The organism is Asaia sp. BMEF1 (assembly GCF_051628905.1).
Classification (GTDB): domain Bacteria; phylum Pseudomonadota; class Alphaproteobacteria; order Acetobacterales; family Acetobacteraceae; genus Asaia.
This window is the reverse complement of sequence record NZ_CP157575.1, coordinates 1,447,206-1,471,206: the sequence shown is the minus strand read 5'-3', so window position 1 is coordinate 1,471,206 and position 24,001 is coordinate 1,447,206. Positions and strand designations below refer to the sequence as shown.

The following is a 24,001-nucleotide window of genomic DNA, read 5'->3' as shown; positions in this document are numbered from 1 at the left end:
AAAAAATATCAATCGGCGGTTGGACAGGTACGCTGTGGCGGCAGTGCCTGAATGAGAGGGTCCCTCAGGTCCCGAAGCTGCGTACCAACCCACCGGCCACCATCTGCCAACCGTCGATCATGACGAAAAATATGAGTTTGAAGGGAAGAGAGATTGTTGCCGGAGGCAGCATCATCATGCCCAGGCTCATCAGCACGCTGGAGGTGACGATGTCGATGATAAGGAAGGGGAGATAGAGCAGGAAGCCCATCTCGAAGCCGCGACTGAGCTCCCCTACCATGAAGGCGGGCATGAGGACGCGCCACGGAGCCTGGGTTGCCTGCGGAGGCGGCGTGACATTGGCGAGGTGGTAAAACGTGGCAAGATCCGTCGGACGCGCATGCGCCATCATGAAGCGGCGGAATGGTTCTGCAGCAGCAGTCAAACCATCGAGTTCGGACACGGTCCCGTTGATCATCGGGGCGATGCCCTGATTCCAGGACTGCTCGAAAGTCGGCTGCATGACGAAGAAAGTCAGAAAGAGGGAGAGGCCGATGATGACGGGGTTCGGCGGTGTGCCTTGCGCGCCGATCGCGCCTCTGAGCAATGAAAGTACAATGATGATGCGGGTGAATGCCGTGACCATCACCAGAAGGCTGGGTGCCAGAGAGAGCAGTGTGATGAGTGCCGTCAGCTGGATCAGTCGACTGGTCGTGCCTGTGCTGCCATCATGTCCGAGATCGAGCGTCAGCGACTGGGCATGAGCGACGGAGGAATAGCCCAGAAAGATCAGAGCGGCGAACGCGATGACAGAAAATGCCAGAGCGTTCGAAGAGGCTCGGCGTGTCGAAGATTTCGCGTGTGAACGCAATGGCCGAGAGGGCATCTGGATATCTGGCAGACCGGTGCTTGGCAGGGAGGTGGTCATTGGAAAGCCTCCGGCAACGATGAGGCTGAACTTTCTGCCTGCTTCAAACCAGCCCCCTCGGTATCCGGACTGACCCAGCCTAGAAAAAGATCGGTCTCTCCGCCCATGAGGATGAGACCCGTCCGATGGTCGCATCTGAACAGGGTGAGGCGCCGCTTCGAATCGACGACAAGGGTTTCCACAACGCTCAGATGAGCTGTTCTGCCTCGTCGTCCAAGCCGGGGCTGAAGATAGCCGATCGCAAAGCGTAGAAGAAAGATTAGGGCGATCACCAGCGCAAAGGAGGTGGCGTAGCTGGCCCAAGACTGCACCGTCATGTGTCGAGTATAGAAAGAGTCACGGAGAGCACCTGCCTGATCGAATGATTTACTATTACTTGTGGGGTGCCCCGGATGACGACGACAGAATTTCGGTCATGGTTACACCAATATTGTTGTCGTCCACCACAACCAGCTCACCACGCGCGATCAGACGATTATTGGCGTAGATATCAACAGCTTCACCGAGCTTCTTGTTCAGCTCTACGACGGCACCTCGCCCCAGCCTTAGCAACTGGCTGACCGGCATCGTCGCCGTGCCGATGACAGCGGTGATCTTTACCGGGATATCGTAGACTGCGTCCGAGCGCCCGGCAGAGGCGTCCTGCGCGGGAGCTGTCTCAGCAGAAGCGTCCGAGGTCCCGAAGGATTCCGACGTGAAGTCTTCGAGTCCGACCATTCCGTTCTCAATATCCATTGTTTATTGCCTGTCCGTCGTTCTGGAGACGTCGATTTCCCTGTCGATCGCAGCACCGACAGAGGTCATGATCCTGTCGATGGCGCTTTGACGCCAATCTTCGGGGTCGATGAGAATCGTGCGTGTTCCAGACAAGATTTTGATAGTGGATGCCCCGGCCGTTGCACAAGGCTCAAAGCGGATATTGCTGTCCTTACCGAGCGTAGCCCTGAGGCGTACTTCATCTGAAGGAAGGCATTGGACGATAACATCATCGTCGCATAATCCGATCAGATCGGCGGCATCCTGTAAAAGATCGTGCTCCAGTCCACGCAGCGCCTCAGCAGGCAGGCGCGTCAACGTGACAAGCAGATCGAGCACAGTCTGGACGAAAACCTGACCGGCTTCACGGGCGGCCTGCTGTCTGCTTGCTGTGGCTTTCTCGAAAGCGATGTGGATCTCTGTCAGTCTTGAGGCAAAATCACTTTCCAGCTGCGCAGTCGTGGTCACGCATCCCTCACTGCGTCCGGCTTCGAATGCGTCCCGGCACAGAGCATCCAGCTCGCTTTGCAGGAGCGAGACAGTTGGAAGTGCAATTTCTTCCTCGTGGATATCAGAAGAACTGTCGTCAAGATCAGGCAGGGTTGCTGGCGGTGTCACAACTGCGCTGAAATCGTGTAATCGGCGCGACAGGGGTGTTTTTCCTGCCGTTATTGTCTTCGGGGCAGGGGATTCCGCGACAGAGGGCATGTTTTCGTCTCCCGCGCGCGGAAGGCGGCGCGGGAAAGGTGTGAAGCTCGCGGTCACGAGATAAATTCCTCGCCGCCGGTGGGATCATTCATGTCGATTTCGCCCGAATTGACGAGATTTTTTATCGTCATGACGATTTCGGCCTGCGCGGTTTCGACGTCTCTGACGCGCACCGGGCCAAGCGAAGCAATTTCTTCGAGAAGAATGTTGCCCGCACGCTTGGACATGCATTGCAGAAAGAGTTTTCTTTCGCTGTCGGATGCTCCCTTGAGCGCAACAGGCAGCCTCTCGCGATCGATCTCGTTGACGACACGCATGAGAGCTTCCTGGGAAAGCCGGCTGATATCCTCGAACGTGAACATCAGCGCCTTCACCTTTTCCATATCCTCATGGCTTTCACGATCCATGAGTTCGGTGAAGCGTGTTTCGGTCTTGCGATCGAAATTATTGAAGACTTCAGCCAGCAATTCGTAACTGTCGCGCTTCGAAGACCGCCCCAGAGACGAAATGAACTCGGAGCGCAGTGTCGCTTCCACACTTTCGATGACTTCTCTCTGCACCGTTTCCATATGCAGGATGCGCATCATGACGTCCGTGGCGTAGTCTTCCGGCAGAAGGGCGAGCACGCGTGCAGCGTGTGCAGGTTGAAGACGGCTGACGATCACGGCGGCAGTCTGAGGATATTCGCTTCGTAGATAATTTGCCAGGATCGATTCCTGCACGTTACCGAGCTTGTCCCACATATTACGGCCTGCAGGACCACGGATTTCGTCCATGATTTTTTCAACCTGATCGGCATTCAGGGTCTTGCGCAGGAAGGCTTCCGTCGTTTCGAAGGTCCCGACAAGGCCGTCGGCGCTCTCGAAATTCTCTATGAATTCCCGGCACACAGCCTCGACCATATCGGCCCGGATGACGCCGAGGCCAGCCATGGCAATGGAGATCTCCCGGATCTCGTCCTCATGCAGCGACTGCATCAGGTTCGCGCTGCGCTCACGACCTATCGTCATGAACAGGACCGCTGCTTTCTGTTTTCCCGTCAGCAGGGGGGTATTGAGGGTTGCCTTGTTCAGGTCCTGGCCTGCCCCTTTTTCGGACTCGCTCATGACGCGGCTCCTTGCTTGGGCTCCGGGGTTTCAAGCCAGTGGCGGATCACACTCAAACTTCCCTCCGGGTTCTGATCGATGCGATCTGCGACCTTTGCGATGATTCCCGCTTTTGCCTTGCCCTCGACGCCTTCAAGCGAAACGGTTTCGTTTCCGCTGTGAAGCGTGAGGCTGTTTGACGTTCCGCCCTCAAGGCTATTCATGCCCAAGCCTTCACGATTGAGAGCTTCAAGGGCTGTTGGGCTGTTTGAGACAAGTGCGGGGAGGCCATTGCGGCCGCGGCGTAGTAACGGTCGCAGGGCAAAGAATCCGGCTCCGAGAGCAAGCAGGATCGGCACGACCCATTCAGCAATGTAAAGAAGATTATCCTTCGAGAAGAAACCCGGGCCGGCAGGTATCGGTTCTACGCCTCCATCGGGCATGAACCGCATCGAGACCACTTCGACCTGATCGCCTCGAGCCTTGTCATAACCAACTGCTGTCTTGACCAGTGTAGTGATACGATCGATTTCCGCCGTATCGAGAGGTTTCCAGGTGGCGTTGCCTTTTTTGTCCTGCACGTAGGAGCCGTCGACCATGACGGCGACGCTGATCTTGGCGACGCGGGGATGAACCTGAGTAACAACGCGGACACGTTTGCCGATTTCGTAGTTATTTGTTTCCTCATCGCGCGTATCGCTCGAGCCCGTGCGATTGGATTGTCCTGCGTTGGCGTTCGGCAGATTATTCGCCACGGAGGTATTGGGAGAGGCTTCCGTATTGACGCTTTTATCCGAGGTCGTCTGCTGTGATCGCAATACCTGCTGGTTCGGATCGTAGCTTTCCTCGGTCTCGTGAACCTCGTCATTATTGATCACGACTGCGGCGCGAGCGCGCACATGAGCCGTGCCAAGCGTGGGAATGAGCATTTCCTCGACAGCCTGGGAAAGTCTGGTTTCCTCGGAGTGCCGGAATTTCTCGAAAACAGCCTCCTGACCGTCTTCGCTATTAGGCTCGCCAGGTTTGGCGAGTACGTCGCCTCTCGTATCGACGATAGAGATTGATTGCGGTCGTAGCCCAGGCACTGCCGCAGCAACGAGGTTCTGTATGGCCTGTATGCCGTCAGGGGCGATACGTCCGGCACGGCCGATATCGATGACCACACTGGCTTGAGAAGGATTGGTCTGCACCGAGAAAAGATCCCGATGCGGTAGCACGAGGTGAACACGCACATTGCGCACACCCTGTAGAAGCCTGATCGAGCGTTCGAGTTCGCCTTCCAGAGCACGGGTTTCGTTGATGTTCTGTTCGAACTGGGTGCTGGTCAGTGTCGCACTCTTGTCGAATAACTCGTATCCGACGCTACCCCCGTTAGGCAGACCGTCTTTTGCGAGAAGCAGACGCGCCCTCGCAACATCGTTCGGGGGCACGTAGAGACTTGCGCCGTCCGGTGACGTGGATGACGCGATATGAGCCTTGCTGAGATCCTCCACCATGCGTGCAGCTTCACTCAGGTCGAGATTGCCATAAAGCAGCGCGGTCGCCTGCTGGGCCTTCCCGAAAATCAGAAAAGCGAGAAACCCCAGCAGTGTTAACCCGGCGGCCCCAAGGGCAATCAGCCTGGTTCGGCCCAGTCCTCTGAGTGATGACAGAAGGTTTTTCATAGACAGCGTTTCGTCAAACCTGAGCGTAGAAAGGGGCTGGTGTCACAGAGAGGCTCCGGGAAAAATAGTGAAGTGGTGTAATATTTTTTGATGCCATTATCGTAATTTGTATTCACGCATCGCAGTGAAAGCTATCTTCAATGGCAGGCACGCCAGACAATCTATCGCAGATCACGGGAGGTAGGCATTGGTGGGCGGAGTTTGCTTCAGCGGAAGATTCAGCCGGTTTGCGTTCTGGTCTTGTGTCAGTCCGGTTGGCCCCTGGGCGACCTGTCTTGCGACATTGGGCATGAGGTCGGGCCTGCTCCAGCAATCCACGCCGTTCCAGCTTTGGGTGCAATAAGGCTGAGGAGCGGGAGGACGCTGGGCTGGGGCGCACCAATCCTCACCCTGCTGGATATAGCCCGCGTTGCACTCGCGTCCCGTCAGATGCCGCACCACGTCATCCGCTGCACATCCGGATAGCAGGGAAGAGAGCACGGCCAGACCGAGCCTGTACGTTGCGACATTCGTCGACATTCGATGGATCACCTTCACGATTTATGTTCTATCCGATCTGGTCTATCGCGCTGTGCTCGCTTGTGGCCTCCCAGCTGAGCGGCGACATCATTTTTCACTGCTTGTTCGCCTCACACCTGCTCATCGCCTGACGTAAAGTCTCCAGATGAGGGTCGATTGGGGGGCGAAGAAACAAGTTCAGCTCGTCGGCTCGGCGGTGATCTTGTCGATCGCAGTCTGGTGTCGGGTTGCTTCTGTCTGGATCAGTTGAAAAGTGAGATCGTAGTCGCGCTGGATTTCCACGAGGTGCGTCGTTTCTGAAACCGCGTTGACATTACTGCCCTCAAGCATCGCCTGGTGTAGTTCCGGCTGGACGACTGGTTGGGTGGGCGTTGTCGGTCTAAGCAGATACTGCCCTTCTGCGACCAGCGTCTGCGGGTTTTTGACGGTGACGACCCCCAGCATGCCCAGCGCACCATCTTGTGTGGAAATTGTCCCGTCCTTGGCGATGGTGAAATCGTCGCTATCCTGACGCAGCACCAAATTTCGGCTGTTGCGGTCCAGAACCGGATTGCCCGAGCCATCCGTGATGGTGCCGTCGAGGCGCCGGGTGAACTGACCGTTCCGCGTGAGCCTCACGCCTTGCGTTGTGCGCACGGCGAAATAGCCTTCGCCATTGATCGCGACATCAGTGGGGTTCCCTGTGCTGCGCAAGGGGCCCTGCATGTCATCGCGAAACGTCGCCTTGTCCTGCGCGTAGACCTGTTCCTTATCGCCAGCAATCTGACCCGGCCCCTTTTGATGCGCGAGATATTGCGAAAATAGCTGTCGTGAAGTCTTGAAGCCGTCTGTATTTTCATTGGCGAGGTTGTTCGCCGTGATTTCGAGGCTCCGCTTCAGGACATCGATCCGGGAGAGGGCAATATAGGCGGTACTATCCATGATATTCCGTCCCGATTTGAACTGCTGTGTCAGATATGAGTAATAATTTTGGAGGAATTTCCAACATGAATTCCGGTTATTTCATTAAATTGATTGTGCGCGTCAGCATCGAGCGCGTGATTTGCATTGTATTAAGATTTGCTTCGTATGAATGTTGTGCTTCATGCGTATCAAGAATTTCCGTCATGGAATCCACGTTAGGCATTTTCACCATGCCTTTCGTGTCTGCGGCCGGGTGCGCAGGATCGTAACGCATCTCGAATGCCGATTGGTCTTCACCGACTTCTCTCACAGCCACAGAAGACGTTCCGGTGCTACGGTCGAGCATTTCCTTGAACGTGATTGTCTTGCGCCGGTAGGGGTCTGCACCAGGTGAAGTCCCGGTCGTTTCCGAGTTCGCAAGATTTTCGGCGGCGACCTGCAATCGTTTAGCCTGCACCTGCATGCCGGCAGCGGAAATGCCAATTGTATCTGAAAAATTCATGATTCACGCTATCCAGTCAGGGTTAAGACGAGCCGAGCGCAATCGAAAACATCGACATATAGGTACTGTAAGTATTGGTGGCTAAACGCTGTTGGTCGTCAGTGGCGGTGATTTTTTCGAGTTCGGTCTCGATATCCACCTGATTGCCATCCAGTGAGCTGCTTCCGGTTTTCTGGACCGTGGCATTTTGAGGTGCTGTGCCAGCGAGGTGAGTCGCGTCCGTGCGAGCCAGAGCGACCGATAAATGATCTTTCAGAACACCCGCAAACTGCGGGACGTCGCGCGATACATAACCGGGGGTATTGGCATTGGCCACGTTGCCAGCGAGCACCGACTCTCGGGCCTGCAGCCATTTCAGGCGCTGCGACGCGAGATCGAGAACATCGGTTCCTGCGTTGGTGGCGGTCAGTTGCGCCGAGGCTGCTTGCAGCATGGTTATCTCGCCATTCTGATGGCGGCATCCATCTGGCCGCTCAATATTTCCGAAGATGAACTGAGTTTACTGCGCAAGGCGGCTTTTGAGAAGCACGACTCACGGTTGTAACAAAAAATATCCGCAGACCGGTCCTTACTGCGTATCATTGTCGCGCAGCCTCGCGTCGTTATCCGGATTTTGCCCGAGGAGCGTGAAAAGTCGCGAATGCGTTTCGTCAAGGCGCCGCGAACCAATACGCTCGGATATCCATTGCAATGCAGTTTTATCTCCTGCCCGTGAGGCGTCGGAAGCCAGTCTGAGAGCAAGATCCTGCTGCGAGAGAGGGAGCGGGCCTTCGGGGTGGATCTCCTCGTTGGCAACGATGTGCAGTTCGTTCGCAGCCGCAGACCATTCGTTCTGATTCTCGAAAATCTGCGCGCTCAGAAGCCGGGCATCCGATGTGGGCGTATTTTTAAGGATGCTCAGACCTTTCAGGCGATCACCGCTAGCCAACGCAATCCTCGCACGCAAGATATCTCTTCTGGCGACCAGCTCTTGCGGCAAGTCGGGATTTTCTGTCTCCGCAAGAGCATCGAGAGCCGATGGAAGCTGTTGGCGCGCAAGCTGGGCCTGAGCCAGAGCTGCACCAGCAGCCGCCTTGGCTGCAGGGTTTTCCAACGACGGTATTGCGTCGGAAATTGCCTGAGAAGCCTCATTCGGTAGGCCCAGAGCCAGGACAATTTCACCATAGGCCGCTAGAAGTGCCGCGCGGTCCTGGCTTGCCGGCAATGTCGGTAAATGTGCCTTGAGCAGTGCGGCGTTTCGCAGCTGTTGAGCTTTGCTTAGGTCTTGCGAACCCTCTTCCGCAATGCCGGTCAGAGCCTGCAGCATAAGCCTGTGGCGTTGCGTGCTGTAATGCGAGGAGCCGCTCGGCGGTGCTCCCAAATCGATGATATCGGCGGCCTTCTGCCACTGTTTGTCCTGAATATAGGCCTCTGCCTGCATCAGGCGCAGCGTCTTCTCACGCCCTGCCAGACGCGCATCCAGCACAAGCTCATCGAGCGCCTTAACCGTCTGCTCGGCACTGGATTTGCCACGTTCGCGATCGATCCCGATTTTTGCCTCGGTCGCCTTTTCGGCAATCGAGATGTCGCGGCTTTCCGACAAAGCGGTTAGCGCGTTATAGGCGCGGTCCACCTGCCCGGATCGATGAGCCGCAAGAGCCCGCGCAAAGCGATAGGCTGGTTCATCCGGTAGCGTGTTCAGCGCGCTCAGATCCGCGGTCGCTCCATGTCGGGCGATAGCCTCCGCCGCTATGGGAAGCAGCACGTCACGCAAATGCTGCGGATAGGCGCGCAGGCGGTTCAGATCGAGGACGAGGCGGTGGATACTGCGTTCGTCGCTCTGGTCGAGAGCCTCAAGATAGAGGGCACGCCACAGCTGAAGCGCGCGCCGCTGCTGCTCGGGCCAGGGTCCCTCAAGTGCGCTCGCGTTCTCTGGTGTGCCACAAAGAAGATCTGTCGCAGCGGTGAGAAATCTGACCTCCGGACGGCCAATTTCCTCGGGGTCGTCACGAAGTGCAACCGCAAGAATCCCACGTGCTTCCTTGAAGGCGCCCATGCTCAGAGCCGCCCGTGCCGCATTTATGCGCTGGGTGAAACGTTCTGCCGGCTGGGAGTCAGCCGCATTGAGCAAGCGCGTCTGATAGCGTTTGAGGAGTTCCCGATCCGGTAGATCCTGGAGGTCCAGCCATTTCAGATCGACATCATTGGCATAAACGGCTTGGCCATCGTCCTCAAACTTCTGTCCGTCCCGGTTCAGTAGCAGGCCAGATGGGACCGCGATAAGAGAAACATCCGGGTCGCGCGCCGCGATGACCACCCCCTCTAGAGTCGGCCACACATCGTATCCCTGACCACGTCGCATGGATAGAATTCCCCCGTCGTCAAGCAGCGATGTTCCGACCAGAAGACGTTCGCCTGTATCCGGATCCGCAACAGTCAGAACGCGACCGCTGCGGCGCATGGGGTACAATACGCCATTATCAACCGATAAAGGGTTAATGACGTGATTGTCCTGCGTCGATGCGACCGAGGAGGGCTTGTCTCCCAGAACCCATCCATCCGCCTGCTGCGAGAGATAAAGCCTTCGCGTATCGGAGCGCTTGAGCTGGATGAGGGTAGCATCCGGAAGCAGGCTGACGCTGAGAGAAGAAAAAAAACCAGTGCCGTGAACAGCCTGCGTGTCCATGGGAAACGCATTATCCACGACAATCAGAAAACGATCGCCGCTTTCAAATGCTGCGATCCCGATTTGGGGCGGGATTGGCAACAACACGTGATCGGATGGAGCCTTTTCGGAGCCTGACAGAGAAGCCGCTGCTGAGGCGGATGCGGGAGCCACTACCCGATTGGGCAGGTTCCCAAGTTTGCGTGAGTCTGTGCTGCTCGCTTCTCCTGAAGCGCCTTGTCTTGGCCTGCTCACCGGGACGTCAAGCAACTTGGCCCGCCAGGTGGAAGGCAAGCCGTTGACGAGGTCGGTCTGTGTCAGACGTGAGTCGTCTCCCACCTCTACGCTGCTTGATGGAGCGGTTTTCGGTACCGTCGCGTGGGGATGAGGCAGGGTACGCTTGTGTGTCGCGTGTTCTGCGTGCGCAGCGAGAGCCGCGTTTAGGGAGAAAACGGTGCCTAGGACAGCCGCACCGAACCGTGCGCAACGTGACGAAAAGGCGATTTTTTTTATTTTCAGGGACACCTTTAATGGAACCGATTCGAAATCGTTGTCGATATGATTTATTGGTGGAATAAAGCGAAAATTTTGACCCAGTGCTCCTTCGTGCCTCTCCTGAACACTCAGGCCAGAAAGCTTACGACCTGGCTTAATGGTGACGTCGCCCCGGGGGCACTGGCGCTGTGCAGAAAGCTACCGCTGGAATCGAAGTCGCTCGACGAGGTGGAGTTTACCTTATCTACGGACCGGGAAACATCGTTGTGTCCGCTTCTCGCCGCAGCATACGCGTCATGCGAGGCGTTAACAGAATTCTGATGGAATAAGCTGGATAGAGCTGAAGCGGCTGTAATGTCAGTCATAAAAACGTCCTCTGAAAATCAGCGGGAAAGGGGCATCGATTCCGCTTTAAATCTTACTGTCTGAACGTGGAGCAATGCTTAATCGGACGAGGAAATCTGCTTGGGAAGCGTATTAATGGTTTTTGATGAGCACCCGAGGATAAGTCACTCTGCTTGTTACGGAGTTTTAGTCTGCGTGATATTTTCTCAGGCTGGTTAGCACGTAAAATCCAGGGGCGGTATCGATTTTTTCGATTATATCAGAGACGGGGATTGTAATCCGAAATCAGCGGGTTGCCGTCCATGTTACGGAACCTTGGCTGTAGTGCAACCCTGTGATGAGGTTTTGCTGAAATTTCGGCACGGTTTGCAACATTTCTGTGGTGCTCGGAATGCGAGTGATGTAAGGCTCGAGTATGTTGAGTGTGATTGCAAATCCGCAGCGATATAGCCCTGTAACAGGCGCCAAAAATCAAAGCGGAAACAAATACCAATATTAGATAATCGTTCAATAATCATTGCTATAAATAAATCGTTTCATAATAACAGGCGGTGTAAACAATGCGCGTATTGTGTGTTGGTGAAAACTCTCTTTATGGCCGTCCCAGCGAAGGACTTGCCAGGGCGGCCATTGCGGGGTCTCTTTCCTTGACGATAGGTGAGGCCTCAGGCGTAGTGGAAACATTGCGGCGCTCGCATTACGATATCGTCGTGATCCAGCAGGCAGCATCCGACGTACGGATCGTTCGGCAAATTCGTAAAGGCAAAATTTCCTCGCCAATCGTTGTCATTCGCAGGAGCGGGACTAACGAAGGGGAGGTCGAGCTTTTCTCAGCAGGTGCCGATGATTGCGTGGCGGAAAATTCTGATCATGCCGTTCTTCTCGCGCGCTTGCGGGCTGTCATTCGCCGCGCGGGTGGTCACGATAGCACCACGTTGCATATAGGCAGACTGAGTGTCGGTATAGATCGACGTGAGGTGCATATCGACGCATCCGTCGTGCCTCTGACCCGCAAGGAGTATGATCTGCTGGTTCTTCTGGCCATGAGGAAAACTCAGGTCCTGAGCAAGGAAGTTTTGCTCGATAGCCTTTATAGCGGCGAGGATGAGCCTTTCGGTAAAGTAATCGACGTCATGATTTGCAAGATCAGAAAAAAAATCCGGGCGTTTGGTATTCAGGAGCCATTTACCACGCAATGGGGCATCGGATATCGCTTGAATGAAGCAGCGTTCATGCCGGTCGCGGTCATCCTTCCGAAAGACGATTATCAGACCAGGGCTGTGGCGAGGGAAAATTGTATTCCCGTTCTCTCCGGCATCAATATGCTCGAAATAGCGCCGTCGATAGAGCGCGTCTAACGTTCTTAGTAATCAGGCATCAGTTTTCCGGTGTTAAGAGGTTAAGCGGCTCAGCGTCGCCGCGCGACGTAGTTCGCTCAGATCCTGAAGGAGAGACTTGGCAACACCCGCGAAGAACGCTCTCGCGGGTGTTCTTGTATGCTAACTCGTTGCTGTGCTCGTCTTGTCTGCAGTTGACGTTGCTGCGGTAAAATTGGTGATGCTTGAAAGGGGTATGGACGCGCGGCCCATCTCGACTTCGAGGTCGGATGCGCCCTTATGTACACCCGTTACCGTGCCCTTTATGGTGAAGGGCAAGTCGGACGTTGTTCCCGTGGAATCGATAGTCTTGACCGATACACTGTAGGCGCCATCAGCAAGCTTGGTGCCGGAATTATCGGTGCCGTTCCAGGTCCAGTTATTGGTGCTCGACGCCGCTGCGCCGGTGTCGGTCTTGACGATTTTGCCGCTCGAATCGCTCACGGCAATCGCTACAGTCTGCCCCTGCGTCGCAGAGAAAGAAAGTGACGCGGAGCCGTTTTGCAGCGGAAGTGTCGTGGATGTGGCCGAAGCGGTCTGGCCTATCCACTGGCTTCCCGAGCTGAGCTGGCTGCTCTCGTTAAGCGATATCAGCGAGGAGAGCTTGGCGTTTGTCTGGACCTGCTGCTCCGTTCCGGCGAACTGTACGAGCTCGGACGTGAAGGAGTCGGAGCTCATGGGGCTGCTCGGGTCCTGATGCTGCAACTGGGTAGTCAGGAGTGTAAGAAATGTCGTGTAGTTATTCGCCAGAGACGACAGGCCGAGACTTGCCGACGAACTGGAGTCTGAAGAGCTGCCAGAGGCCGATGAGTTTGCCGATGCTTTGGCCGTCGCTTCCGCGGCCTGGAGCAGCTTTGTCTCGTTGCTGATGGTCGAGGTATCCATGGTAATGAACCTTTGAGGAGCGATTGCTAAAGTCAGGCGGTGATGTTGAGTCGACCTGCGGGCGTTATTGCCTCGGAGGGGGAGCGGTGACGCAGAGCCGATATCTCGGAGTTGTTGGACGATCGATCCAGAGCCCAAGGTCTGGCGCCCGTGTCACTGCCCGGCTGGTTTTGTTGGGAATTGCCGCCCATAAACGTCCCGGAAAAATCGGACCCGGTAGAGGAATTTCCCGGCTGACTTTCCTTGTGGGAATCCCCTGTATTGGTGGACGTCGTAACGATGTCGAGCTTCATCGCGCTCGTATCGATTCCAGCGGCGCTGAGGGCAGTCAGGAGGTCTTTTTTGTTGCTCGCGAGATGCTGCGCAGTAGAGGTATCGTCGCTTTGCAGAGTGATACGCGTTGCAAGACCTCCCTCTCCCTCAAAAACGAGGCGCACGGGTGTATTGTCTTCGGTTTGCACAGTCATTGAGAGCGTGTTTGAGATGCCGGAAACGGTGGCGATCTGCGCCTCGGAGGTATCTTGCGAGACGTGAGCTTGATTTCCGGCTCCGCTTTCATCAGAGGCGGTCGTCGTATTTTTCGTATTCTGGTTCGTTACAAGCGTATGGAACCCTGACTGCCCTGATATCGACGTGGCTAACGATGACGCATCAGCCTTTTCCGCCAGCTTGCGGCCAGATTTCTCGTCTTCGGCTGAAGACCCACTCCCCTGCGGTGGCGTGTCATGCGCTATTCCGGGCGCCGCATTCCCACTTATCGACGCGTCCGTCTGTACGGGTTGCGTAGCGGAAGCGGGAGTATGAGGCGCGCTGCTTTCGAGGGCGACCATGCTGTCACCCTTTGCAACCAGAGTTTTCTGCAGATCGGGCGTTTGCGTTGCGGCAGGTGGTTGCCCCGCATCCGAATTCGTCGTCATCAAAGGGGAACGGTCCGGTCCGCTCGCCGTCGTCATACTCATTCCGACGGCGTCCCTTCCCGTCACGGATGTCTGGTCTCGTTGTCGAATAGTTTGGTCATTGAAAGCGTTAGTACTCGGCTCGCTGCCTTGGGTAGACTGAGCGGACGTTCCCGATGGGCGCAACGTTGTAGCCTGTTGCCGCACGAGGTCGCCAGTTGTTGCCGGCTGGGGCAGAGCGGCTTGCGTTGCTTCGGAGGAACCGTCAGTCAGCAGGGCTGGTTGCCTGCCCTCCGGAGAGCGTGAGAGCTCAGGAGCAGGCATCGTTTCGGGCGAGAGCGGCGTGTCGCGCGCGTTCGGGTCCTGTAGCGCAGACCAGTCGGTTTCCGGAGAGCTTACGCTCAGTGCGGAGGCCCCCTTGCTCAACGCGACATTCGTGATCGTCGCCCCATTGGGAGCGAAGAAAGCAGGTGACGAGCCTCTGTTGGGATCCGAAACGGTGACGGCTTGAGACGCTTCCGATCCCGACTGGAATGTTATTGATGACGAAGGCGCCAAGACGTCACGGCCTCCTGTGGCGTTCTGATTGCCTGGCAGCACGTCTGAGATGGTAGCAGACGAAGAAGGTCCGTTTTCTTTTGGAGTCGAGATCAGCCCGCCTGATTCGTCGTGCCAGAAGGCGACCGAAGCTCCAGCCTGAACGCGGGAAAACTCACCCGAGACGGCGCTTTGCATAGCTTCGGACGAAGCTGACGCGTGTGCAGGGTTCACTTCCTGAGGTGAGGCAGAAAGCAGCAGGGCTGCCATCGTATCGGCCGAAAGAAAAACAAAGCTCGATGACTGCATTCCTGAGGCAGTTGCAGAATCGCTTGGCGCGTCCGCATCTTCATCGCGCGACGATGTCGTGGTGGCGTTTTTCTGGGTTGTGCCTGAGATTGGTGTGGGCGAGGCGACAGAGAGGCTCGTTGATAAAACCCGGAAGCTATCGTGGTCTTCGTCTGGCGCACTGAACACGGTCGTCGCTGAGGTTGGAGCCGCTTTTATGGTGCCCTGTTTCTGCTTCGCGCTTGCAGAGTTTAGTTGCGCACTGAATGCCCCGCTCTTGCCAGCTCCGATGCTGGCCTGACTGGTTTTGACGAATCCGGTCCCGACCAGGTCGAGAGAGGCCATCCCTGGCGTGGCCCGGCTCTTTTTGGCACTGTCGGGAAACGACAGGTTGGCGGGAACTCTCATTTAACGTCCTCAGGATGCGGCGATCGGCTCATGTTCAGCCCGCTGTCTGCGCTTCGGATAATGCCACATCCAGCTCGAAAAAGGTTGGCATAAAAAGGGGAGGAATATCCTTTCGGCCGATTTCGGCACTGACCTGTGGCGGATTTCCCTGCAAATGCGCAACCAGAACGGTCTTTACGATGCTCTGGTATCGCCCGTCCTGCAAGATGACCGATTTCATACGCGATGCGAGTGGCGCGACAACCCCGTAAGACAACAGCACGCCGAGGAAGGTGCCGACCAACGCGCCCGAAATCATTTCACCGAGGATCGCGGGAGGCTTGCTGATTGACGCCATGGTTTTGATTACACCCAGAACCGCCGCTACGATGCCGAGAGCTGGCAGAGCGTCGGCAATGCCGGTCAGGCTTTCCGAAATATGCAGTTTTTCAGCTTCGTTCTTGTTGAGCTCTCGCCCCATGACTTCGTCGAGTTGATAGGCGTCTTCAAGATTCAGGCTGACCAAGCGTAGATAATCGCAGATCAGGTTGCGCGTTTCCTCATCATCTCTGACCTGTGGGGATAGGGCGAAAATCGAGCTCTCTTCGGGATTTTCGACATGTTCCTCTAGGGCCATCGAACCCTTCGAGCTCGCGAGCCGGGTCAGGCGGAAGAGGATGACAAGGAGACCTATATAGGACGCCTTGTCATGCTGAGGCCCCTTGAGAACGAGTTTGAAATTATGGGGCAATTCCTTGAGAGCATCGAACGAGTTCGACATGACGAATATGCCGAGAGCCGATCCCAGAATGGTCAGGAGTTCGAAGGGCATGGACGCAAGAAGCGGTCCGAGAACGCCGCCGGAAGCGGCGAAAGATCCGAACACGCAGAGTAGGGAAAAAACGAGCCCTCCGAGGAAAAGCATCTGGCAATGTCCGTTTCTATCTTAAATGGCGTATCATAAGCGTCATGGTAGCGATTTGCGCGCCGACGGCTGGCAGGAAATTCCGACTGACGAGGCGCCGATCGCATGAATGATAATTCTTTCTTATTTCGTTTTCGTGACCTTTTCCACGACTGGTTGCGCCGCTGCACCAAGAGAGGAAGGTGGTGTTGCAGGCGCAGCCGAATCGGCAGCGAAAGGGTGAAGTCTGTGCATGACGATGACGACCCGCCTGTTCGCGGCCGATGCGGGATTTTCCTCGTCCGCCAACGCACGGTCCGCCCCTCCCGTGACATCCTTGATCCTGGTGTCGGGATAGCCGGCCGTGACAAGAACCTCTCGGGCGCGGTCGGCACGCATGGCCGACAACGTCCAGTTTGACATGGCGCTACTGATTTTGCCCTTGAAGGGGGCGGCATCCGTATAGCCGACAACGGAAATCTGTTCCGGCATGGGCGCAAGCCATTTGGCGATCTCACCTAGCATGGTACGCCCCAACTTGTTGGGCGTAGACGCACCCAGATCGAACATCGGCACATTATCCGTGTCGTGTAATTCAATCCTGATTTCGTCACGCCCGTAAGAAACTCTGAAATTGTCCTCGTGTGGCGCCATCTGCGGATCGGTCTGGATCGATTTCTCGATGTTTTCCGCCATTTCGCGCAAGGTAGCCTGCTCAGCGAAAGCGGCGTCAGAACCGATGACGCCGTTCTGCTTCGCCGATCCGCTCATCGGGCCACCGATAGGCACGATGGCAGCTGTGCCGCCTTGTTGTGGCATGGTTCGTTTGTCCGGTCTGGGCGTGGGAACACTGTCGATCGGCGTAGAGGCCCCGTGACCCTTATAGGGCACGGGAACCGGACCCGTCGTGTCGAGATGTTCGTCCTCTTCCAGCCTGTCGAAGCTGCTGCCTCCGTTTGTCGGAGCCGGCAAACCATCGATGGGCTTGCTGGGAGGAACCGCCGATTTCTCATCGGCGAGTGGGTTGAAATACTGCGCGATGCCGCGTCGCTGTTCGTCAGTCGTCGCGTTCAAAAGCCACATGACCAGGAAAAACGCCATCATGGCGGTCATGAAATCCGCATAGGCGATCTTCCAGGCACCACCGTGATGAGCCTCGTGATCGCCGCCGCTTTGGCGGCGGATAATTACGGATGGTTTGTTTTTCTTGGCCATAAGCAGTCGTCAGGTCGATCAGGAGCCTTTGAGGTGCAGCATGCCGAGTCGTGAAGCGGGCGTGCCGCTGAACGAAGCGCGGCCCGCATGGGTCAATGCAATCGACGTGTCGAGCCAGACTTCTCCGCCGAGATCGCGCCAGCGCTTGCAGAACGTGAAATCTTCACTCAGATAAGTGCCTGTCTCCTGGTCGATGCTTCCGTCGAACAGGGCATGGCAGACACTGCCCTGATCGCCATTTGCGGCATCGATGCGACGGTAGGCAGTTTCAGGATGATGTTTTATCATCGCCGCGATCGCCTTGCGGCTGATCATCATGAAGCCCGTACCCGCATAATGCGTTGGCAGGAGGGGACCTTTTTCCCAGCTTGCGTGCATTTCGTCGGTCTCGCCGACATATCGCAGGGAGGCTGTCTCCATGGCTTCCCCCCGATTGAGGTTTTCCTGGGTGCCCTTGTCCCAGAACCGCTCCTTGATGGGATAGAGACCGGCAATGACGTCTTTCCCGGCGGCCAGCAATCGAGCAGGTGCTTCAGCGGGAAAGCCGATATCGGCATCGACGAACAGAATATGGCTGGCGTCGGATCGAGTGTAGAATTGATGCACGAGCGTGTTGCGCGCGCGGCTTATCATCGCATCGTCGCCAAGAAGAGAAAGCGTCATTGGAACGCGAATAATGCTCGTGCAGGCAATAATCGATTCCATATATTCCTGCGTCACCATGCCGCCGAAGCAGGGGGTGGCAATAAATATCTTCGCGGTCTGGTTGTCTGGCTCTTGCATAATGGTCCTGATCGCTATTGAGATATGGAATTGCAGCCGTCAGGCTGAAGAAAATCGCTAAAGGGCTCTGCCGAAAGCCGGGTTCAAGAGGCTGACGGGTTTATTAGTTTCAATACGTAAATGTTTCGTTGAGCGCATGGCGTCGCGCCAGTTCGTCGAGTTCGGCGTGCTCACGACGAAGCACTGAATCATTACGCTCTTTTGCTCGACGCTGAAAGACGTCTTGCGTCGCTTTGTGGCGCAATGTGGCGCGGAGTGCATTTGTCCGCGCTGTCTCGGCAGAGAGAGCCGCCTGATCGAGGATTTCACGCGCCTGGTCGATCGCGCCAAGCCCGATTGGGAACCATCGTCTGAAATCGTCGAGTTCGGTCTGGCCCTGCTCGGTTATAGCTCTCTCCTGAGACATGGTGGTTTCTGCCGAGGAGACCTCATGCGAAGCCTGTCGTTCCAACTCGCGCGCCATGACGAGATTTTTTTTTGCGTGAGATTTTTCGGCGTCCTGAATTTTAATCAGGCAGAGCAAAGCGCGCGTACGTCGTGTCATACAGCCAGACCTTGTGATGAGAGCAGATTGCGAAGGGCCGTGAAACTATCGCCCAGTGTGCGTTGTTCTGCGCGTGTCTGCCGCAAGAGATCTTCGATCTGCGGAGCCAGTCGCACGGCCATATCGGATCGCGCGTCATTACCCTCCCGATACGCACCCAGCTGCACGACATCCTGTATGTCTTCCCATGTCGCAAGCACGGCACGCGCCTCCTGGATCAGTTGCATGTCCTGCGCCGTGTTGCACTGCGATGCGGTGCGAGAGAGCGAGCGCAGCACGTTGATAGCCGGATAGCGTCCCGCCTCGGCGATACGACGGTCCATGACGACGTGCCCATCAAGGATGCCGCGCACGGCGTCGGCGACAGGTTCGTTATGATCATCGCCTTCTACCAGAACCGAGTAGATGGCTGTGATCTGTCCAGCCGGTCGGTCTATAAGCGGCAGACCGGGACCTGCCCGTTCGAGCAGACGCGGCAATTCGGCGAAAACGCTGGGAGGATAGCCGCGTGTGGCAGGAGGCTCGCCCGATGAAAGGCCGATCTCGCGTAGCGCATGACAAAATCGCGTCACGCTATCCATGAGTAGCAGGACGGATTTGCCCTGATCTCTGAAATATTCTGCTATCGTCGTTGCAGTATACGCCGCTTCGCGCCGCATCAGCGGCGGCGAATCTGAGGTGGCGACGATGATTACGGCTTTTGCCAATCCTTCAGGGCCAAGATCGTCTTCGAGAAATTCCCTGACCTCTCGGCCACGTTCGCCAACCAAGGCAATGACGGCGATGTCGCAATCGCTGTTGCGGGCCAGCATGCCCATCAGCGTGGATTTTCCTACGCCCGACCCGGCGAAAAGTCCCAGCCTTTGACCTTCGCGACAGGTTGCAAAGAGATCGAGTGCGCTGACCCCGAGTGTCAGGCGAGGACCCAGCCTGGCGCGTAAGGCGGCTTCTGGGGGCTTGGCCCGGAGATTGCAGGATTTACCGTTTGGGGAAAAAGCGGTTTTTCCGTCGATCGGCCGACCCATCGGATCGATGACGCGTCCGATGAGACCGTCATTGAGCGTGAGGGAAGCCCCTGTTTTGAGCTGGCGGTGACCTGAAGCATGAAGGCGGAAAAGCGCGCGGCATCCGGCTCCCAGTCCATCCAGCGCCCCGAAAGGCATCGCTATGGCATTTTCCCCGCGAAAGCCGATGATTTCGGCTTCGGTCTGTCTGCCATCCAGCCCCAGAAGTGCAACACGATCACCGATCCCGGTGAACTGGCTCAACCCCGTCAGCGTGACGGACAACCCGATTACCCCTGTAACGCGGCCCTCAAGCGTCGCTACCGGCAATTCGTCAAGGGGCACACGCACACCTTGCGCGATGGCGCCGAGAACGTGCTTCAGCTCCGCGAGCGAACTGGCCGGATCCGCCACGTCAGTGAACATGCTCTGGCTCAAAACAGAGCGGAATAGAGGCTGGCAGAAGTGGACGAGCTGTTATCGTCGAACAACGCAAGAATTCCGGATTTTGAGGTATCGCCGCCAAACAGATCGAGCATGTTCGCAGGATCATCGACGGGCTGTGGGTTCACCTGAAGCATTGTCAGATATTGTTCGGCATATTTCTGTATCTGCTCAGGCGTTTTCAGCTTGCTGAAATCGACCTTGCTCGACAGCATGCGTAGCTGCTGGGCATAGTCGAGCGCACCAAAGGTGGAGGGGTCGAAGCCCGAGACTGTTTCGACCACTTTCAGCAAGGTGCCATCCGACATCAGCTGATTCATCGAGGTAACGCTGGCCATCTTGCGGGTAAAGTAGAGGGCGTTTCCGACGCCGTTATCCGCATTGTCATCGCTCTTCTCGAATTGCTGTTTTTCATAATCCGAGACAATCTGATTGACAGAAACCCCGTTCAGCGTACTGGCAACAGTGCTGTCTGTCGTCAGAACCGTCTGTGTCGCTTTGGCGCTGGTCGAGAGATTGGGGGGCTGCAATGCAACTGAATACTGCACGCCGTTAACGGTTGCCTTGAGTGCGGGTAGGTCGTGCGAATACTGCCCGTTTACCTGAAGCAGGTTGCCAGATGCGTCGAACCCGACCGAAACAAGTGTGCTGCTTACATTCGAGCCATAGGGATCGATGACATAGGCATTCCAGGTGTCCGGCGAACTGGTGTCCTGCGACCATTTGACCGAAAGATACGTACGCCCGAGCGTCACATTGTTTTTGTCATCCGAGGCCTGGTTGGGGTCGAAGGGGGCCGTGACGTAAGTCTGACCGGTGCCGCCCAGTGTTCCGAGTGTCGCCGAGGGCATCGTCAGGGAGGTGCTGGACGAATCGGTATTCTGCAGACTGACGGCCTGGCTGGTACTGCTTGACTGATAGCTGTTGCCGGCCATGGTGACGCCGTCGGCGCCGCCAGGCTTTCCGAGAGAAATCGAGATGGCCTGGCTGTTGCCTGCAGCGTCGTTCAGCGTGATGGGCAAGGCGAGGGTGCCAGAAGTGCTAGTAGCGATAGAGGCGCCGGTGAGCGTGTTGGTCGCTGAGGCCAGTGTGCCATTCTGGTTGAACTTAACCTGGAATGCGTTGTTGTCGACCAAGGCGTTGCCGTCTGCATCGAAGGCAGAAACGCTCCAGCTCAGCGGGTCGGAGCTGCTCTGGAGCCATTTGAGCGCTACCTGATGGGGGGCGGCGAGGCCGTCATAAGCCGTAACGCTGGGCGAAATATAAGCTTGCCCTGTCGCGCTGGCGGAGGGGAGCGTCGCGGCCATGCTAACGGTCGTCGTGGGCGTATAGGTCGTGCTCAGCGCAGTCGATGCGGCTCCAGCTATGAACGTCGTTTGAGATGTGGAACCCTTGTTCTGCCCCCATACCTTGAAAGCATCGGCAAATGCGAGCCACGTGGCATTTTGCGAGGTGCGCGCCAGAGACGTGCTTGAGCTTGGATCCTGAGTCAGGAGATCTTTGATGAGCGCGGTTGCATTGCTGTAGGTACTCATGCCGAAAGCGCCCAAAACAACTTGAAGCGAGGAATAATCCTTCAGCAGGCCATCGGCAGAGGTGATTGCAGGGGCCTTCTTCTCGAAGGCAGCGACCGCCTGTTTCGTGGCGACATCAGACTTCGCGTAGTTGGATGCCGCCAGATCCTCGTCCTTCATGGCCGACAGATAGCTCGCTACGGGAGAGACGTTCGTGATGGCCATGCGACTTATCCTCGAATTTCTGCCCGTTCCCCAGCGCGGCTGGAACTGCCGCATGTGTCAGGCTTGCCTGTGGGACCAATGGCTTTGTGCTCTGATGCGCAAAAAAAAGCACTAAGATTGCAAGCCCCTCCGGCCTGCATACGTCAGAGTTGGTTCAACGCTCCTTAGGATAGGGCGAGATGGTTACCAAGAGGTTTCCGGGGGACGGAATAGCCTCGGTAAGCCCCTCTTGTGGCTGAGCGGAAGCGCGGTTCAGGTGATCGTTTCTATCGTCTTGATACGTGCGCGGGGGTATATTTCTGCCTGTGAAAGCACAGGCACAGCGGGTCGTATACGCTCGACGATCGAGCGCATCGGATCCCTGACCGTCGAGGAGACGACAATCACCGGAACCTCGCCACTGTTCGATATCGAGTTGAAAGCGTCGCGCAGCTTAATGACAAAGCGGTTCAGCATTGAGGGTGGCATGGCCAGCCGCCTCTCGTCACCTTGTCCCGCGATATGAGTGGCGAAATCGTTTTCCCATTCGGGCGAAAGCGTGATCATTGGAATATAACCGCCCGCCCCTTCGAGACCGCTACAGATCTGTCTTGACAGACGAATACGGACATGGCCCGTCAGCGCCTGAATACCACGCAATCCGAGGCCGCTTCCCTCCTGTATGCTCTCGAGAATTGTCGGCAGATCTCGGATCGATACCCGTTCTGCGAGAAGGGATTGCAGGACACGTTGGAGCGTGCTGAGCGTGACTTGCGAGGGAATGAGATCGCTGACCAGCTTCTGCTGCTCTCTTGGGAGTTCGTCGAGCAGGGTCTGGGTCGCGACATAGGTCAGAAGGTCGGGCAGGTTTTGCCGTACCAGCTCGCTCAGATGCGTGACGAGAACACTGGCAGGGTCGACCACGGTGCATTTCAGGGCGACGGCGACGGGTTTGAGTGCCGGTGCGATCCAGACTGCGGGCAAGCCGAAGGCAGGCTCTGTGGTTCGTTCGCCCTCGAGATCCGGTACGCCGCCGGAGGGTGTCATGGCCATCAGGCGGCCGGGTCTCACCTCGCCGGAGCCTATGGTGATTTCCTTGAGCTTGATGACGTATCGTTCCGAGGGAAGGAGTATGTTGTCCTGAATCCGGATTGGCGGTGTGATGAAACCCATCTCCGAGGCAATCGTGCGCCTGAGTGCCTTGATCTGCTCGGTGAGCTGTGCGTTGTCGCCATTGGTCATCGGCAAAAGGCCAAAACCGAGTTCAAGCCTTAGCAGGTCGAGCTTGAGGACTTCGGAAATCGGCGTTGTGCTGGGCTGGGGAGTTGCTTCGCTCACGGCGTCTTCGCTGGGATCAGTGGCCGGGACTTTCCAGCGCCACCATGCTGCCGCGCCCGCCAGCCCGGCTATCGCGAGGAAGGGAAAAGCCGGCAGACCCGGCATCAGGGCGAAGCTGGCCGAGAGTATGGCCGCCATGGCCATGGGCTTCGGATTGCCGCCAAGCTGTCGCACGAGCGTGACATCGGCAGAGCCTGCCGTGCCGCCTTTTGTGACGACAATGCCTGAAGCAGTTGAGACGAGGAGGGCAGGTATCTGCGAAACCAGTCCATCGCCGACAGTCAGAGTGGTGAATGTGCTGGCCGCATCTGCGATGGGCATGCCATGGCGAAGCACCCCGATGGCAAGCCCGCCTACAATGTTGATCGCTGTAATGATCAGTGCTGCAATCGCATCGCCACGCACGAATTTCGCCGCGCCGTCCATCGCGCCGTAGAAAGAACTCTCATCCTCAAGCTCCTTGCGACGGAGCCTGGCTGCGCGATCGTTGATGGCGCCAGAAGAGAGCTCCGCGTCGATAGCCATCTGTTTGCCTGGCATCGAGTCGAGAAAGAAGCGTGCGGCAACTTCGGCGATACGACCGGAGCCCTTCGTGATGACCATGAAATTCACGACGAGCAGGATACTGAAGACAATACCGCCAATCACGACATCGCCTCCCATCAGAAAACCACCGAAAGCCGCGACGACGTGGCCTGCTGCGTACGTCCCCTCGCTGCCATGGCTCAGAATGAGACGTGTGGTCGCAATCTCCAGCGAGAGGCGCAAAAGCGTCGTGAGCAGCAGAAGAGTTGGAAACGACGTGAATTCAATTGGGCGCTCCAGAAACAGAGACACCATCAGTACGAGCACCGACGACGTGATCGAGAGCGAGAGACCCAGATCCAGGATAAAAGTCGGAAGCGGAATGATCAGGATCGAGAGGAGCAGAAGTACGCCAATCGCGAGCCCTACGTCGGTTCCCGGTATCGCAGCGCGCCAGGATGTTTTGTAGTTGCCGCTTCGAAGTGAATCCGAAGCGCGGGCGACCTGACTGGAAAGGCCGGAAAAAAGCTTGGTCGTGACAGCTTTGCCGGGATATGGCTTGGGAGTGCCCGCCCCGGAGGAGCCTTTCGCGGTGTCCACGATGTCCGTTTCCCTCTCCTGGGCTGGAG

The 24,001-nt window shown here is 56.7% G+C and carries 21 protein-coding genes; 1 reads left to right on the top strand and 20 read right to left on the bottom strand.

What is annotated here, in order from left to right; genetic code table 11:
* Positions 1–64: 64 nt before the first annotated feature.
* From fliP to ABHV46_RS06250, 11 genes are all read right to left on the bottom strand, one after another.
* Positions 65–907, bottom strand: coding sequence for a flagellar type III secretion system pore protein FliP (gene fliP / locus ABHV46_RS06300; RefSeq protein WP_438383747.1), 843 nt, complete (start codon positions 905–907; stop codon positions 65–67).
* Complete coding sequence (locus tag ABHV46_RS06295; RefSeq protein ID WP_438383745.1) at positions 904–1,224, bottom strand: flagellar biosynthetic protein FliO; 321 nt, start codon at positions 1,222–1,224, stop codon at positions 904–906. Before ABHV46_RS06295 ends, fliP begins: the two co-directional genes overlap by 4 nt.
* Before the next feature lie 55 nt (positions 1,225–1,279).
* Positions 1,280–1,642, bottom strand: a complete 363-nt coding sequence (fliN, locus tag ABHV46_RS06290; protein WP_438383743.1) for a flagellar motor switch protein FliN — start codon at positions 1,640–1,642, stop codon at positions 1,280–1,282.
* 3 nt (positions 1,643–1,645) lie between these two features.
* On the bottom strand, positions 1,646–2,371 hold the full coding sequence (locus ABHV46_RS06285) for a hypothetical protein (RefSeq protein WP_438383740.1): 726 nt from the start codon (positions 2,369–2,371) through the stop codon (positions 1,646–1,648).
* A gap of 53 nt (positions 2,372–2,424) precedes the next feature.
* On the bottom strand, positions 2,425–3,381 hold the full coding sequence (locus ABHV46_RS06280) for a flagellar motor switch protein FliG (RefSeq protein WP_438384289.1): 957 nt from the start codon (positions 3,379–3,381) through the stop codon (positions 2,425–2,427).
* A 92-nt stretch (positions 3,382–3,473) separates the two neighbouring features.
* Complete coding sequence (fliF, locus tag ABHV46_RS06275) at positions 3,474–5,120, bottom strand: flagellar basal-body MS-ring/collar protein FliF (protein ID WP_336946217.1); 1,647 nt, start codon at positions 5,118–5,120, stop codon at positions 3,474–3,476.
* 171 nt (positions 5,121–5,291) lie between these two features.
* A complete protein-coding gene (locus tag ABHV46_RS06270) occupies positions 5,292–5,639 on the bottom strand; it encodes a hypothetical protein (RefSeq protein ID WP_438383736.1) in 348 nt (115 codons plus the stop codon).
* A gap of 177 nt (positions 5,640–5,816) precedes the next feature.
* Complete coding sequence (gene flgF / locus ABHV46_RS06265; RefSeq protein ID WP_336946215.1) at positions 5,817–6,560, bottom strand: flagellar basal-body rod protein FlgF; 744 nt, start codon at positions 6,558–6,560, stop codon at positions 5,817–5,819.
* Positions 6,561–6,636: 76 nt separating this feature from the next.
* Positions 6,637–7,044: a flagellar basal body rod protein FlgC gene (gene flgC / locus ABHV46_RS06260; protein ID WP_438383734.1), complete on the bottom strand. Its 408-nt coding sequence runs from the start codon at positions 7,042–7,044 to the stop codon at positions 6,637–6,639.
* Positions 7,045–7,066: 22 nt separating this feature from the next.
* Positions 7,067–7,477, bottom strand: coding sequence for a flagellar basal body rod protein FlgB (locus ABHV46_RS06255; RefSeq protein WP_438383732.1), 411 nt, complete (start codon positions 7,475–7,477; stop codon positions 7,067–7,069).
* 135 nt (positions 7,478–7,612) lie between these two features.
* The gene (locus ABHV46_RS06250) at positions 7,613–9,709 is read right to left on the bottom strand and encodes a hypothetical protein (protein ID WP_438383730.1); all 2,097 of its coding nucleotides are present in this window, start codon (positions 9,707–9,709) and stop codon (positions 7,613–7,615) included.
* Positions 9,710–11,238: 1,529 nt separating this feature from the next.
* Between ABHV46_RS06250 and ABHV46_RS06245 the strand changes: the two genes are divergently transcribed.
* Positions 11,239–11,886: a response regulator transcription factor gene (locus ABHV46_RS06245; protein ID WP_336946211.1), complete on the top strand. Its 648-nt coding sequence runs from the start codon at positions 11,239–11,241 to the stop codon at positions 11,884–11,886.
* 141 nt (positions 11,887–12,027) lie between these two features.
* On the opposite strand, the gene ABHV46_RS06240 is transcribed toward ABHV46_RS06245, so the two are convergent.
* From ABHV46_RS06240 to flhA, 9 genes are all read right to left on the bottom strand, one after another.
* Complete coding sequence (locus ABHV46_RS06240; RefSeq protein WP_438383727.1) at positions 12,028–12,789, bottom strand: flagellar hook assembly protein FlgD; 762 nt, start codon at positions 12,787–12,789, stop codon at positions 12,028–12,030.
* A gap of 32 nt (positions 12,790–12,821) precedes the next feature.
* Positions 12,822–14,918, bottom strand: coding sequence for a hypothetical protein (locus ABHV46_RS06235; protein ID WP_438383724.1), 2,097 nt, complete (start codon positions 14,916–14,918; stop codon positions 12,822–12,824).
* Positions 14,919–14,952: 34 nt separating this feature from the next.
* A complete protein-coding gene (gene motA / locus ABHV46_RS06230; RefSeq protein ID WP_336946208.1) occupies positions 14,953–15,822 on the bottom strand; it encodes a flagellar motor stator protein MotA in 870 nt (289 codons plus the stop codon).
* 123 nt (positions 15,823–15,945) lie between these two features.
* Positions 15,946–17,016, bottom strand: a complete 1,071-nt coding sequence (locus tag ABHV46_RS06225; protein ID WP_438383720.1) for a flagellar motor protein MotB — start codon at positions 17,014–17,016, stop codon at positions 15,946–15,948.
* An 18-nt stretch (positions 17,017–17,034) separates the two neighbouring features.
* Entirely contained in the window at positions 17,035–17,799 is a 765-nt protein-coding gene (locus ABHV46_RS06220; RefSeq protein WP_336946206.1) for a hypothetical protein, read from the bottom strand.
* A gap of 109 nt (positions 17,800–17,908) precedes the next feature.
* Positions 17,909–18,343 (bottom strand): flagellar FliJ family protein, encoded by a 435-nt coding sequence (locus ABHV46_RS06215; protein ID WP_438383718.1) that lies wholly within the window; start codon positions 18,341–18,343, stop codon positions 17,909–17,911.
* A complete protein-coding gene (locus ABHV46_RS06210; RefSeq protein ID WP_438384287.1) occupies positions 18,340–19,710 on the bottom strand; it encodes a FliI/YscN family ATPase in 1,371 nt (456 codons plus the stop codon). The genes ABHV46_RS06215 and ABHV46_RS06210 overlap by 4 nt, the downstream gene beginning before the upstream one ends.
* 71 nt (positions 19,711–19,781) lie before the next feature.
* Positions 19,782–21,530: a DUF1217 domain-containing protein gene (locus tag ABHV46_RS06205; protein WP_438383716.1), complete on the bottom strand. Its 1,749-nt coding sequence runs from the start codon at positions 21,528–21,530 to the stop codon at positions 19,782–19,784.
* Between the two features lie 252 nt (positions 21,531–21,782).
* A complete protein-coding gene (gene flhA, locus ABHV46_RS06200) occupies positions 21,783–23,816 on the bottom strand; it encodes a flagellar biosynthesis protein FlhA (RefSeq protein ID WP_438384285.1) in 2,034 nt (677 codons plus the stop codon).
* Positions 23,817–24,001: the final 185 nt, after the last annotated feature.